Below are 15,984 nucleotides of genomic sequence, written 5' to 3'. Positions count from 1 at the left end.
TGGTCAATTTGTTTGACTTAGTTAGCTAAACTAATTTATTGTAAAGTTAATTGTTAACAATATTTTGGTAACAATAAGCATCCCGTAAATAATCCGTCAACGATTACACGTAATAAACACAATATTTAGGTGCAAAAATGACTAACACACAATTTAAATTAAATGCGATTTGCGCAGCAATGCTGATAACTTCTCCTGTAAGTTATGCCGCACAGGAAAACGAGACAACTGTACAAAGTGATGTTGAAGTTATCCAAGTAACTGGTATTAGAAGCGCATTAAGTAAATCTGCGTCAATAAAACAAGACTCATCGGGCGTGGTAGATGCTATTTCAGCTGAAGATATTGGTAAGTTACCAGATACTAACCTAGCTGAATCGCTGCAACGTATTAGTGGTGTATCAATCGACCGTGCAAACAATGAAGGCAACCAAGTTAGTGTCCGTGGTTTTGGTCCAGGTTTTAACCTTGTCACCTTAAATGGCCGCCAAATGCCTAACTCCTCTGTATTGCAAGAGGCGGGTGTTTCACGCAGCTTTAACTTTAGAGAAATAGCAGCAGAAAGTGTATCGGGTGTGTCTGTTTATAAAACAGGTAAAGCGAATGTAGCCTCCGGAGGGATTGGCGCAACCATTAATATAAATACAGCAAAGCCGTTTGATTTTGATGGCTTTAAAGCCTTTGCTAATGCAAAAGGAATATTAGATACCAGCTCTGAAGATTCTAATTTAACACCTGAAATTTCGGGAATGGTTAGCCAAACATTTGCAGACGATACATTTGGTGTTTTACTTGCGCTGTCGCATTCAGAGCGAGAAAGTGGCCGAGAGCGCGTAGGTACATCGCAAGGCTGGGTACGTAATCGCGCTAACCCCACAGGAGTAGATAGCAGTGCAATTGATACAACAGCTAATCCAACGGGTACTTATTGGGTACCTTGGACGCCAGAAATGGAGCGATTTGAAACTAAGCGCGAGCGTCAAAATGCGCAGCTGGTTTTACAGTATGCTCCAAGTGATAACTTAACGGCTACGCTGGATTACACTTTATCGCGCTTCGAAGAAACTAGTAACACCAATAAAATGGCATTTTGGTTCGATAATCCAACCGGTACAACTGATGCCAACGGTACGTTAGTTGATATTAAAAATGCAAATGATGAGTTGAATTTTTGGGCGTGGGAACTCTACGAAAAAAAAGAAAATGATTCACTAGGCCTTAACTTAGCGTGGCAAGCCAGCGATTCATTGAAACTTACGTTTGACGCTCATAACTCTACATCGCACTCAAACCCTGATGGAGATACTGCCGAAACGATTGCTAACTTAAAAAATGTACCGGGTTCTGTTAAATCAATTGGCGCTAACTTTTCGGGTGATATTCCGAGTATTACTGTCGATGACTCTACATTGCCAGGCGGTGCATACGATCCTGCTAATATCGTATCTGATTTATATCAGCGCCGTGGCTATGAAATGAAAAATACCATTAAGCAGTATCATGCAAGTGGACAATGGGAGAATTTGAAGAGTGGGGCACTCAGCGCTATTAATTTTGGTGTAATGTATACCGATTACCAAATTGATACTTATCTTTCTGAGCAGTTTTCATTTGTCGATATTCCCCTAGACAACCTAGGGCTAACCTTTGATGAACAAGGTGACTTTGCTGATGAGTTTTCAGGTTCTGATCAGCTATTTCCATTTATTCCACTTTACAGTGCCAACGATTTTGTAGATATTGTCAGAGATGAAGGATTATTTATTGAGCCAAATATTTCTACAAATGGGGTTGAGGAGCAAACGCTCGCGATATATGTATCATTTGATCTTAAAACCGAATTTAACGATATTCCAATTGATATGAATGTCGGTGTGCGCTACGAAGACACCGATGTAACAGGTTATTCAGTCAAGCCTGGGGTTGTTGCTTTTAACTATCGTCATGCTGAAGAACTTCGCCCTGTATTTGCTGCAACAGCAACACCGCAGGAGCTTGAAGGTGGTTATACACGTATATTACCAAACTTTGATATAAGCGCCGACTTAGATGACGGCTTTAAAACTCGTTTTTCATATAGTCGTACATTAGCCCGTGCAGGTATTGGTGGTATGTTCCCATCAACTACCATTAATGCCCGTCCTGAAGGACCGTTTAATGCATCGCAAGGTAACCCTAACTTATTGCCAATTACATCAGATAACTTTGATTTTTCAGTTGAGTGGTATGGAGACGACGGAAGCTATGCATCGGTTGGTTACTTTAAAAAGTTTGTTGAAAACTTCATTGGTGCAGGCGTAGTGCAAGGTACGCTAAATGATGTAAATGGCGAGCCGTTACGCGATCCAAGTGTTAACCCCCGCCCTGGTTGTCCTGATAGTTCAGATACACCTAACCCAGCATGTTTAAGCCAAGCGTCAGACCCGATTGTTAAATTTGATATTGCAACGCCAGATAATCTTCAAAATCGTGAAGTAGATGGTTGGGAATTAAATGCGCAGTACATGGTGCCTGATACAGGCTTTGGCGTCGTTGCTAATTATACGATAGTTAATAGCGATGAATCGTTTAAACCGTATGATTTTGACCAAACAATTGCACTAGCAGGACTAAGCGACTCAGGTAATTTGGTCGGCTTTTACGAAAACGATGATTACCAAGTTCGTTTAGCCTATAACTGGCGCGATGATTTCTTACTGTCTTTGGGAACTGAGCCTACATTTACAGAGGCGTACGGTCAGCTAGATTTTAGTTTTAATTACACCATTAACGACACCTTGGGTGTTAGCTTTGATGCACTTAATTTGACTAATGAAACAACACGCCGCCATGGTCGTTTTGCAGAGCAATTAGTATCTGCTGAGCAATATGGTCCGCGCTTTAGCATTGGCTTAAGTGCTAAATGGTAAATGATAAGTTAGTTTTTGACAAATAATACAAAACGACAGCTCAGCGCTGTCGTTTTTGCCTTTTAACTAACGAGGTTGCTATGAACGATGATATTAAATCAATAGTAATAGTTGGCGGTGGAACAGCAGGATGGCTAAGTGCAGGAATAATTGCAGCTTATTTACAAAAGCATCACAGTAAAAAAATAAATATTACGCTGTTAGAGTCATCTGATATTCCAACAGTGGGAGTAGGTGAGGGGACGTGGCCTACTATGCGAAGAACCCTTAAAGATATGGGAATACGTGAGAGTGAGTTTATTCAAAAGTGTAATGTGTCGTTTAAACAAGGCGCCAAGTTTGCCAAATGGATTACAGGTGAAGAGGACGACTATTACTATCACCCGCTTGAACTACCAACAGGGATGTATGAACATAACTTAGCTACTAGTTGGCTAACTAAAAACGAGCCAAAACTTCCTTTTGCCCAGTATGTAAGTGCGCAGCAATCAATATGCGAAAGCGGATTAGCTCCCAAACAAATCACCACACCCGAATTTAGTGCAATAGCAAATTATGCTTATCACTTGGATGCAGGCTTATTCGCTACATTCTTAAAAAACCACTGCATTAATAATCTTAATGTTAAACACATTGTAGGCACTGTCGTCGGTGTAAACAATTGCACAAATGGCGATATTAAAAGCGTTAGCCTTAATAATAAAATAGAGATAGCTGGGGATCTATTTATTGATTGCAGTGGCTTTAAATCGTTATTACTAGGTGAGAACTTAGGGGTGGGGTTTAAATCTTGTAAAGATGTATTATTTGCTGATAGTGCGCTTGCCATACACATGCCATACAAAGATGACGAACCAATATGCTCGCATACTTTATCTACAGCACAAACATCTGGCTGGATTTGGGATATAGGGTTACAAACACGCCGTGGAGTAGGGCATGTGTACTCTAGTAAACACATTAGTGATGAAGATGCTAAGCAGCAATTATTTGATTACTTAAATATTAATAAAGATCAGCAAAGCGAATACAAAGTTAAAAAGCTTAGTTTCGAACCAGGACATCGTGAAAAATTTTGGCATAAAAACTGTGTCGCAGTAGGCCTCTCAGCTGGTTTTTTGGAGCCACTGGAAGCCTCTGCTTTATTACTGGTAGAAATATCAGCCAATTTTGTTGCCCAGCAATTTCCGGCCAATAGGCATGTAATGAATATAACTGCGCAGCGTTTTAACCGCACATTTAGTTATCGATGGGAGCGAATAATCGACTTTTTAAAGTTGCATTATATGTTGAGTAAACGAACCGACAGCCCATTTTGGCAAGCGCACTGTCATCAAAGTACTATTCCACAAAGCTTAAAAGATAACTTATCACTTTGGGAATTTCATACACCAAGCGATAACCACTTTGATCATTCACAAGAAGTGTTTCCAGCAGCAAGCTATCAATATGTGATGTATGGCATGGGGTTTACAGGCTCAAGCGAACTGTATGGCAACTCAGAAAGTTATTTTAAAAAGGCCATTGCGCTTGTTAATAACAACCAGCAAGTCACCCAAAAATTACTTAATAAATTACCTACAAATAAAGAATTATTAGTGCAAATTAATCAATTTGGTATGCAGCAAATATAGTTAAAACATAAGAGCGACACACTATGACAAACTCAGTATTACTCGATAAAAATACACATAAGTACACTCGCATTAAAACTGAGCGAGGTGCACAGTACGGTGAGGCAATAAACTACATTCCGGTTGTTGCCGATGAGCTTTCTCAACTTGCATTAGACTACCCAGTCTATTTTATGAAAAATAATCAGACTGGGCAATTTGAGCTGTTTGCTTTAACCGGTTTTGATGAGGGACAAAATCTATTTTTACAAAAGGATATCTGGCAAGCTACTTACGTGCCATTACACATTCAGCGACAACCATTTAAGCTAGGCGTAGGTAATAGGCTTTCAAATAATAGTGAGCAAACCCAGTTAGCCGTTACAATTAACGAGCAGCACCCAAGAGTAAGTAATAGCGAAGGGGTACAATTATTTGATGAAAATTCAGAGCCAACTGCTTATCTAACTAATGTGAGTGAGCAGCTAATTAAGCTTATGAACGGCGGCGAACGCACAACCGCGTTTATCAATACCTTACTAAAACACGATTTAATTGAAGCAGTGCAGCTAAACATCACTCAACCAAATGGCAAAACACAAGGCTACAATGGCTTGTATTCTATTGCCGCAGATACACTACAACAACTATCTGCAGAAACACTAAACGTTCTGCACTCAATGGGTTACATACAAGCTTGTCATCTAATTATATGTTCGAGCGGACATGTTCAAAAATTAGTAAAATGGTTACACGATTTAAAATAAGTTTTTTATTAATTAGCGTTACTTACACCCACTGATTGTTCGTGTGAATTAGTTAATGCTCATACCTATGAAATAAGGAATGAACTACAACTCGAGACTATTATGTGTTCACTTCTTAGGTTTTGGAGTTCGATTATTTGCCTTGGTTTTGGTATCATTTAACTTATCGGCTTGTATCGCAATGGGAAATGTCTAGCCAGTAAACATTGATGATTAAGAGAATGGACATGCTCGAACAAATAGAACAATGGATTGATGCAACAAATATTAAATATAAAAACCAAAGAATTAGCTGTGAAAAATTTGCCAGTGAGTTTGCTGGGTTTTATCCTACTGAATTTTTAAAAAATGCCTTTTACGTTATTGTCGATGAAATACCCAAACCTAACTTTCCTTTTTTGCGTGAAATGGGGCTAGGCGATTTTATTGACATGGATGCGGCTGGTACTACATACAAAAACACTTACTACATGCTTCCTTACGTGGCTGATAATTTAGCTGTGCATTTTCATGAACTTGTTCACGTAGCCCAATGGAGTGAACTTGGCGCCGAGGCTTTTATGTTGCGTTACATAACCGAAATTCAGCAGGTTGGTTATGATGCTGCACCACTTGAAGTAATGGCGTATGGTCTTGATAAGCACTTTACAAATAATGGCAAGAAAATAAACGTGCCTGAACACGTGGTTCAAGCGTTGTAGTTAATTAACATTTTCAAAGGATTGCATATGACACGCTTTACTGTTTTTTTACTGAGCTTACTTAGTGTAAATGCCTATGCGGCATCGTTTGATGACGATATTGTTGCAGCGCTGCTTGAAAGAACAACACATAACGTTACCTACGATGGGTCTTATCGCTCTATTGCTTATCCGGGTGGCGATGTGCCCGCTAATGTTGGGGTGTGTACCGATGTTGTTATTCGATCATATCGACTTTTAGGTATTGATTTGCAAAAGCTTGTGCATGAGGACATGCTAAAAAGCTTTGAGCTATATCCCTCTAAGCGTATTTGGGGTTTAACCAAACCTGATAAAAATATAGATCACCGCCGAGTGCCAAACTTACAGGCTTACTTTAAAAATCATGGTCAAGTGCTCACTAAATCAAATAACGCGAACGACTATAAAACGGGTGACATTGTAACGTGGATGCTGCCAGGTAATTTGCCGCATATTGGTATGGTTGTGAATGAGTTAGCAAAAGACACAGGGAATCCATTAATTGTTCATAATATTGGACGAGGACCTGAAAAAAGCGACATGCTTTTCGATTTTAAAATTACGGGGCATTACCGTTTCGTCCCACAAGAATATAAATAATCAGATTATAAGTATGAGTTCTCTCATTTATTGATATTGCAGTATAAAGAAAAAGGATTTTGAACGTGAATACAAAAACCGATTCAAAAGAGGCTAACCCAAAAGAGGTTAATCTTAAACAAAGTAAACTCGCTCCCAAAATAGCGAGCTTATTTATGAGTATTGTTTTTTCAGCCATAGGAACGGGTTTGTTTAGTTTGGTTGCAAGCTTACTTGGCAACGTAAATGTAACCGAAAAAGCAGTTGGCAGTGTGTGGGTTTTACTGACCACATTTTTTGTTATTTTAAATGTATTTGGTGTCATTATTTGGCATAAACCGAAATGGTTAATTACTGCTATAAATAATGTGCTTAGGTTTGCTAAAGAGCGCAAAACAGCATTTTTTAGCGCCGTGCTAATGCTGATATTAATTATAGCAGGCTATTGTTTTTTTCTTTCCTTACCACAGCCAATTAGTTACAAAGCAACTCACTCTACACCTGCTGTTACCACTTTATCTGATGTTTTAAACCCTGAACCGCTTTATATTGATTTTGCTCCTGTTTTAGATGATGTAGAAAACACGGATGCAGTGTCTTACTCTGTGGCCAAGCTTGCGCTTGTTGGCAAAGTGATCCCCACAGGTATAAAAGTCACGCCAGAGCTCATTGGACAGTGGTCTTGGAATAGTGAAAGCCAGCTTAAATTTATCCCAAAACAAGATTGGTCAGCAGGGCAAGAATATACAGTACGTTTTGATTCATCTATTTTTAAAAGTGATATACATCTAAGCGATAATGAGCATGTATTTAAAACTCCCGATTTTGAACTAACACTTAGCTCGCTCGCTTTTTATCAAGATCCTAACGTTAAAAAAAGTCACAAGGTGGTTGCAACATTAAACGCGACTCACCCAACAGATATAAGCACTATAAAACATAATCTAAAGCTGACTCAATCACTTGATCAAGATGGCAAGAACGAACTCGCACAATATAAATTTGATGTTACTTACGACAAGCATCAACGAGAGATTTACATTACTTCAGAGCAAATACGTATTCAAGATACCGAAAGCTATCTGTATTTTGTTCTTAATAACGGTGTAAAGCCGGTTATGGGTCCTTCTCAAACAATAGTAGAGATTAAAGACGCCGTGTTGATCCCAAGTGTAAATAGCTTTTTTAGAGTAAATACTGCCAATGTGTTGATGGTAAAAAATACGCAAGGGGAGCCCGAACAAACACTTGTTTTAGACTTCACAGACGATATTTCATCGCAAGATGTGATTAGTAAAACGATTGCTTACGTATTACCGACTAAAGATTCAAAAGGTAATTATAAGTACTTCGGTAGTCCACGAGAGGTTACTGATGCAGTGCTTAAGCAATCTCAAAAAGTTAAGTTAAATGCGATTCCTACCGCGCAAGATACAACTAAGTTACACAGTTTTACGTTTGACGCCCCTCAAAACCAGCAAGTTTATATCGCGATTGATAAGGGATTAAAGTCGACGGGTGAATTTACAATGGTGAATAAATACGACACTATTTTAGATACGCCGGCGTATCCGACACAAGTAAATATTATGTCTAAAGGGTCTATATTATCAAAAAATGGTGACCATAAATTGTCATTTTTGACCCGTGGTGTAAACGCACTTCAAGTTAAAGTAGGTAGGGTAGAAGCCAATCAAATTAACCACCTTATAAGTCAAACCAGTGGTGATATTTCTAATCCAGAATTTAATAATTATTACTTTACAGAAGAAAACATAAGTTCAATTTTTACCAGACAAGTTAATTTAAAATCGGAGCACCCTAAAAAAGCGGTCTATTCATCTATTGATTTGAGTAGTAAGTATAATGAGTCAGTTGGTTTAGGCTTATTTTTTATAAATGCTCAAGCGTTAAATACAAAAGATAATTACGTATATGGACCCCAAGAAAAACGACTTATCCTTATTACTGATTTAGGTATTTTGGTAAAAAATAATGCAGATGGATCTCGCGATATATTTGTCCAATCTATTGAAACAGGAAAACCGGTAGCAAAAGCGAAGGTGTCGTTATTGGGTAAAAACGGATTAGTTATTTTAAATACTAAAACAGATTCTGAGGGGCACGCATTTTTCGACAACACAAAGTGGTTTACTGATGATCAAACTCCCGTTGCTTTTGTAGTAGAAACTAAAAGTGACATGTCTTTTATTCCTTATAATCGCTATGCCCGAATGGTTAACTACTCTCGGTTTGATACCGGCGGTGTAAGTTCTGGGCTCAGTGGTAGTAATAAAATAGATGCGTTTGTTTTTTCTGACCGTGGAATTTATCGACCAGGCGATAGCGTTAAACTTGCCACGATTGTGAAGCAACAAAACTTTACAAAACTGGGCGATATACCGCTTGAACTTATAATTACCGATCCTAAAGGGGCAACTGTTTATAATAAACGTGTGAGCTTGGATAAGTACGGATTGCTTGATTTTGACTTTAAAACACAAAATAGCGCCAACACTGGAACGTATTATGTATCGGTCCAGCTTATTAAAAATAATAATAGCCGCGACCAATTAGGCAGTACTGAGTTTAAAGTTGAAGAGTTTGTGCCCGATAGATTGAAAATCAGCAGTCAATTTTCTCAGTCATCTGCAAAGGGGTGGGTAAACAGCTCAAAATTTAAAGCATTGGTGAGCCTTCAAAACTTATTTGGTACACCTGCTCAAAATAGACGTGTTACTGCTGATTTACGTTTATCTCCAGCTGGTTTTTACTTTAATGAATACAAAGATTATGTGTTTTCTGATCCCCACAGTGAAGGGAAAAATATTAGACACAGTAATGAATCATTAACCGAAACCAAAACTGATGAACAAGGCAAGGCAGAGTTTGATATTGACTTAACCCGCTATGAGGCAGGTACTTATCAGTTAAATTTTGCAGTACAAGGGTATGAAGAAGGCGGTGGTAAAAGTGTTCGCGCAAGCAGCTCGGTGCTTGTTTCGCCAGTTGAGCAATTAGTTGGTTATAAAGCCGATGGCGATTTAAGCTACATATCAAAAGAGTCAAAACGTGTTGTAAAATTTATTAATATTAATTCAGAAACTGAGCAAGTTGCGCGTGATGATTTATCGCTAAATTTAATAGAACAACAATATGTATCTACGTTGGTGCAACAAAATAACGGCACTTATAAGTACCAATCGGTTAGAAAAAACAAACAGGTATCAAGCAATCCGTTTTACATTAAAGAAGATGGCGCAGACTACGAATTACCCACTGCTGAGCCAGGTGATTACTTAGTAGAACTCGTTGATGGCAAAGGGAATACCGTCAGTAGAGTATCGTTTACGGTAACCGGTACGGGTAACATAGCGGGTAAGCTTGAAAAAAATGCTGAACTGCAAGTTAAATTAAATAAACCGGATTACAAACCGGGCGAAACAATTGAAATAAGTATTGTAGCGCCTTATGTTGGCTCGGGTTTAATTACAATTGAAACCAATAAAGTACACGCTTTTAAATGGTTTGAGAGTAAAACAACAAGTAGCATACAAACAATAACGCTACCTAAAGGAATAGAAGGCAATGCGTATGTTAATGTTTCATTTGTTCGAAGCCTTGAATCGAAAGAAATATTTACAAGCCCATTAAGCTACGCAGTTAAACCATTTGCGATTGATCGTAGTAAACGCGCAATAGATTTTGACGTAAACATACCTGATAAAGTAAAACCAGGTGACGATTTAGTCATTTCATATAGTGCCAAATCACCTTCACGTGTTCTGTTATTTGCTGTAGATGAAGGTATTTTACAAGTGGCGAATTATCGGACGCCAAAGCCGTTAAATCACTTCTTACAAAAACGTGCATTAGAAGTTAGCACTATGCAAATTGTTGATCTTATTTTACCTGAATTTAAACTAGTGCAAGAGCTTGCTGCTGCCGGTGGTGGTTATGCTGAATCAATGGCAATGAACCGCAAGAGCAAGCAACTTAACCCGTTTTCTCGTAAGGTACAAAAACCAGTCGCATTTTGGTCTGGTATTTTATCGGCTGATGCTAAAACGAAAAAACATACGTTCACTATCCCAGATACTTTTGTAGGTCAGGTACGTGTAATTGCGATTGCCGTAAATGACGAGGGTGTTGGTGTTAAAGAAAGTACAACACTTGTAAAAGGGCCCTTTGTATTAAGCCCTAATATATTAACGACAGCGGCACCAGGCGATGAGTTTGATATTGTACTTGGTATTGCCAATGGCGTTGAGGATTCAGGTAAACAACTGCCAATTACGGTAGAAGCGCTTGCTTCAAGCAACATTGAAATAATAAGTGATAAAAAACTAACGCTAAATATTGATGAAAAATCAGAAGACACATTAACGTTTAGAGTAAAAGTGCTCGACAAGCTTGGCGCTGCATCAATTACATTTACTGCGCTGTCGGGAGACAATGTTAGCCAACGTACGGCTACGTTAAGTGTACGCCCTGCGGTTGCATTTGTTAGTAGCTTTGAAAGTGGCTTTAGTGAATCAGGTAAAAAAGAAATAGCGGTTTCGAGACAGCTATATCCTAATTTAGCACAAAATAATATTACCGCTTCACAAAGCCCGTTAGCCCTTGTTGATGGTCTTATTAGTTATTTAGATAACTTTCCTCATATGTGTACCGAGCAAGTGGTGAGTAGTGTGTTTCCGGTGCTGAGTTATTTAGAACACCCAAGTTATATGGGCGACGTATCTTATAAACATGAGCGTATAAACAACTTAATAGACACCCTTCGTCAACGTCAGTTACCTGATGGTAGATTTATGTTATGGCCGGGTAATTCTAGTGCATCTATTTATTCTTCTCTTTATGTTATGCATTTTTTATTAGATGCAAAAGAAGCGGGCGTCGCAATACCTTATGATATGTGGAACAGTGGTTTTGAAGGTGTGCGCAGTATAGCGAGCGGATCTTTAGAGACGAATGACAGAAACCGCGCTTATGCTATTTATTTGCTAACACGACAAGGTGAGGTAACAACTAATTACTTATCTGATTTAGAAAAAAGCGTAAATGCGAGTAATAGCAAAATATGGCAGCAAGATATAACGTCCGCGTTTATGGGCGCAACTTATCAGCTATTACGTGCAAGCGATAAAGCGCAAGCACTGATCAATAGCTATAAAATTGGGCAAAATACGCAACACGATAATTGGGGCGCTTACGACTCTCGTCTAGCTCACGACGGACAGTATATTTATTTGTTATCAAAACATTTTCCTGCTCGCTTAAAGCAGTTAACTAAAGATGATTTGTTTACTGTAGTTGACCCTATTTTTAAAGGAGACTACAACACGTTGTCGTCTGCTTGGTCTGTACTTGCTATGACGGCATACTCAAAAGTTGCGTTATCACAAGCCCAGCCTGAAGATGTAAAAATAATGGCAACAACGACAAAGGCAGATAAAAAGGCATTAGACGTAACTTATGCACCTTATCCTAAAGCCTCGTTTTTAAATGACGTTAAAACGCTTGATGTATTAGCGCCACCTCGCTCATTTTACATGATGAGCCAAGCTGGTTTTGATACAAACGTGCCACAAAAGTCATTAAGTAATGGTTTAGAAGTTGTCAGAGAATACCAAGACGATAAAGGTAATATTGTAACCACCGCTGTTCAAGGTCAAGAGCTAAACGTTGTATTACGAGTGCGTAGTACAACGGGTAAAAATATTTCGGATGTTGCTGTTATTGATTTGCTACCTGGTGGCTTTGAAGTGCTCAGAGACAGCGTTCGCAATAGCTATAACCGCTGGACCTCTGACTATAAAGATATACGAGAGGATCGCGTTATATTGTATGGCAGCTTTGGCGATAGCATGACTGAGCTGACTTACAAAGTTAAGGCTACTGCATCTGGCAGCTTTGTAGTGCCATCGGCTTATGCTGAATCTATGTATGATTTAAGTATTAAAGCGCACTCAAAATCGGGTCGTTTTGATGTTACCGCCGCTAAATAAAAAGTTTAGTTTTATAATAAAAACGGCTTTTTTTACAACAGCACTGCTTGCAGTGCTGTTGTATTTATTTACTCCAAAGCCTGATATTACTCAGCCTAATGCTTACTCAACGGCTTTTTACGATAGCAGTGGTAAATTACTTCGTTTAAATTTAGCCGCAGACGATAGATATAGATTATGGACGCCAATAGATAAAATCCCTTTGAGCGTTCAACAAGCGACTTTATTGTATGAAGACCAAGACTTTTATGAGCATACTGGTGTCGATTTTATTGCTTTAATAAATGCGTTTTATACTAGCTATATTAAAAGAAGTCACCGAGTTGGTGCCTCAACAATAACAATGCAAGTAGCCCGGTTGCACTTTGGGATGAACACGCATGTTATTTTTGGAAAAGTAGAACAAATACTTCGAGCGTTACAAATTGAGCGACACTACAGTAAAAACCAAATACTCGAGGCGTATTTTAATTTAGCGCCTTATGGATCAAATATTGAAGGTGTTGGTGCAGCCAGTTTAATTTACTTTAAGAAACCAGCCATTGATCTTAATTTACCTGAGTCATTATTACTTAGCTTAATTCCGCAAAACCCAACCAAACGAAATCCCATTAAAAAGTCGGCTAAATTGGTATTGCTAGAAACAAGAAAAAAACTGTTTACTCGTTGGCTTGAAAAATATCCAGAGGATAAACATTGGCTAGCAGCTATGCAATTACCGATAAAGGTATATGCCTCTTCAGACTTACCTTTTGAAGCCCCACATTTTATTAATAATTTACAAAGCGAGTACCCGCACCTAAAGCCGGGAGAATATAAAACGTCGATAGACCTTAATTTACAAAACTTACTTCAGCGCCATGCAAAAAATTATATTAATCGTAGGCAAAGAGACGGGCTTAGTAATACGTCTGCTATTTTACTAAATTATAAAACTATGGAAGTAGTTGCTGAATTAGGCTCTGTGGATTTTTTTAATAATGACATTAGCGGTCAAGTAAATGGTGTAAGAGCTAAACGGTCGCCAGGTTCAACCCTTAAACCATTTATTTATGCGCTTGCTATAGACGAAGGGTTAATTCATCCATTAACGCTTGTAAAAGATGCCCCCAAACGCTTTGGAGGATATACACCAGAGAACTACGATCAACAGTTTTTAGGCCCTATATCAGCTACTGAATCGCTCGTGTTGAGCCGTAATGTGCCTGCCGTTAATTTGATGTATCGCTTACAAAAAGTGGGGTTATACGATTTACTCGTTGCTGCCGATGTTAAAAAGCTTCAGCCTAAAGAGTTTTATGGTTTAGCGCTTGCGCTGGGCGGCAGTGAAGTAACGATGCTAGAGCTCGTTAAGTTATACGCCATGTTAGCTAATTTAGGGGTGTATAAGGATGAAGTTATATTAAAAAAAGACGCCGCTGTTATTAACCAAAACAACCCAAACAGCCCAAACAACCCAAACAAACATATCAAGCAACTCATCAGCCCAGAGGCAGCCTACCTGACTTTACAAATGCTAAGTAAAAATAGTGCAGTTGATGAGATCTCATTTCAAAAAGAAAGAAGGCAATCATATCCTGTATATTGGAAAACCGGTACTTCATTTGCTTTTCGTGATGCATGGTCAGTAGGTATTGTTGGCCCGTATGTTTTAGCTACATGGGTTGGTAATTTTTCAGGAGAAGGGCACCCATCTTTTATTGGGCGACAAGCAGCCGCGCCTTTATTTTTTGAAATAATACGTTCATTAGATAGTTACGGCTTAATCAAAGGCAATATAAAACCAGGTGGTTTAAATATTACAGAAGTAGATATTTGTTCAACAACAGGTGATTTACCTAATGTGCATTGCCCTAAAACAGAAAAAGGGCTTTTTATCCCAGGTAAGTCGCCAATTAAAGTGTCCGATATACATCGTGAAATTTATATTGATAAAGCGTCGGGATTACGTGCTTGTCAGTATGATGAATTTACAACGACAAAAGCAGTTTATGAATTTTGGCCATCTGACTTAGTCAGATTATTTAAGCAAGCAGGTATTGTTAAACGCCAGCCTCCACCTTATTTAGATTCATGCTTAATTAATAACACGAGTACACAAGGCTCAGCACCGACTATTACATCTCCGAGTAACTTAATTAGCTACACGATAAGAGCCAGTAAATTAAAGCAAGAAAGCCTGCCTTTTAGTGCAACCACAGATACAGATTCACGTATTTTATACTGGTTTGTAGATAACAGTTTTGTAGGTAAAGTAGAGCGAGATACGCCTTTTTTCTGGCACCCGCAAGTAGGCGAATTTGACGTAAGAGTGGTTGATAATTTAGGGCGTAGCGCATCAGTTTCAATGCGTGTAAAGCTCGTTCAGTGATATTGAGTGTTCATGCATTTAATGTAATAAATAAAGGGTAGTTTTTTATAACTGAAATTTATATAAACGAGAGCGATTTACTCTTTCTTACCTACATGGATGTGGATGATGGTAAGGGCGTGAGCTGGACGCGGAGCTTTTGCTCGGTAGCCCACTAGACTACAAATCTCGGGCCGCGATTAAATCGGCTCCTAGATTGAAAAAATTTCAATCTACAAAGATCAACACGCCCTTATGACTTCATAGCCGCTAGTTCACATAGCGGAGTATCAAAATGACTTCGAAAGTACGTTACTTAATATTATGTTTTACTGCTTTAACTGCTGCGGCGCTATCTTGTGCTTTTAGTGCTTCTAGAATAGCGCGGTGCTCGTTTACACATTCAGAACTTGAAGTAATTCGCTTATAGTTTAAGCGCATACGCATTACGTACGGATACCAAATATTAACAAGTTCTTCGCCACCAGCTTGGTATATTAAATACTGATGAAACGAAATATCAATTTTAGTTACTTCGGTATAATCTTCTCTATCGAGCGCGTCTTCTAAAGATGCTAAAATGCCTTCTAGTTCAGCAATGTTTTGATCAGTTAAATTACCGTTTAATTCAGTGATTGCGTACTCTTCAATACTACGGCGAAGTTTTATCATTAAGCGTTGTAATTTAGGCTCTAAAACACTATTTACAGACGCACCACAGTTATTGCGAGAAATAAGTAAACCTTCTTTTGTAAGCTGTAATATAACATCGCGAATAGGGCCGCGAGAAAGACCAAATCGCTCTGCCAGCTCTTTTTCATTTAACTTAGTTTGTGGTGGCATTTCACCAGAGATTATATCTGAGCGTAATTGCTCAGCTATTTGATCTTTTACAGATAAAATTTTAGTTGCTCTGTTACCAGCCATATTTATTCCTAAATTTGATTAACTTTATCTGACCCTAACATTAATTAATAAGCTTTGTTAATTTAGTCAAGATCATGTACTTATCTCAGTGTATATAAAAAAAGTG

General features: G+C 38.5%; 8 protein-coding genes. 7 read left to right on the top strand and 1 reads right to left on the bottom strand.

Features of this window, described 5'->3' with window-relative positions; genetic code table 11:
- Window positions 1–137 precede the first annotated feature (137 nt).
- The 7 genes from I6F49_RS04505 (at window position 138) to pbpC (ending at window position 14,972) form a co-directional block, all read left to right on the top strand.
- Entirely contained in the window at window positions 138–2,909 is a 2,772-nt protein-coding gene (locus tag I6F49_RS04505) for a TonB-dependent receptor (RefSeq protein ID WP_197178693.1), read from the top strand.
- A gap of 80 nt (window positions 2,910–2,989) precedes the next feature.
- On the top strand, window positions 2,990–4,543 hold the full coding sequence (locus I6F49_RS04500) for a tryptophan halogenase family protein (RefSeq protein ID WP_197139631.1): 1,554 nt from the start codon (window positions 2,990–2,992) through the stop codon (window positions 4,541–4,543).
- Window positions 4,544–4,566: 23 nt separating this feature from the next.
- Window positions 4,567–5,289, top strand: a complete 723-nt coding sequence (locus I6F49_RS04495) for a SapC family protein (protein ID WP_166419035.1) — start codon at window positions 4,567–4,569, stop codon at window positions 5,287–5,289.
- 221 nt (window positions 5,290–5,510) lie between these two features.
- Entirely contained in the window at window positions 5,511–5,990 is a 480-nt protein-coding gene (locus I6F49_RS04490) for a hypothetical protein (protein ID WP_197178829.1), read from the top strand.
- A 27-nt stretch (window positions 5,991–6,017) separates the two neighbouring features.
- The gene (locus tag I6F49_RS04485; RefSeq protein ID WP_197160966.1) at window positions 6,018–6,611 is read left to right on the top strand and encodes a DUF1287 domain-containing protein; all 594 of its coding nucleotides are present in this window, start codon (window positions 6,018–6,020) and stop codon (window positions 6,609–6,611) included.
- A gap of 65 nt (window positions 6,612–6,676) precedes the next feature.
- Entirely contained in the window at window positions 6,677–12,601 is a 5,925-nt protein-coding gene (locus I6F49_RS04480; protein ID WP_197178691.1) for an alpha-2-macroglobulin family protein, read from the top strand.
- A complete protein-coding gene (gene pbpC, locus I6F49_RS04475; protein ID WP_197175231.1) occupies window positions 12,582–14,972 on the top strand; it encodes a penicillin-binding protein 1C in 2,391 nt (796 codons plus the stop codon). Before I6F49_RS04480 ends, pbpC begins: the two co-directional genes overlap by 20 nt.
- 291 nt (window positions 14,973–15,263) lie before the next feature.
- Here the strand turns inward: pbpC and I6F49_RS04470 are convergent, their stop codons facing one another.
- The gene (locus tag I6F49_RS04470) at window positions 15,264–15,878 is read right to left on the bottom strand and encodes a GntR family transcriptional regulator (RefSeq protein WP_149605600.1); all 615 of its coding nucleotides are present in this window, start codon (window positions 15,876–15,878) and stop codon (window positions 15,264–15,266) included.
- Window positions 15,879–15,984 lie beyond the last annotated feature (106 nt).

This window comes from Pseudoalteromonas sp. SWN166 (assembly GCF_015864485.1).
Taxonomy (GTDB): Bacteria; Pseudomonadota; Gammaproteobacteria; order Enterobacterales; family Alteromonadaceae; genus Pseudoalteromonas.
This window is presented reverse-complemented; position numbering and strand designations above follow the sequence as displayed.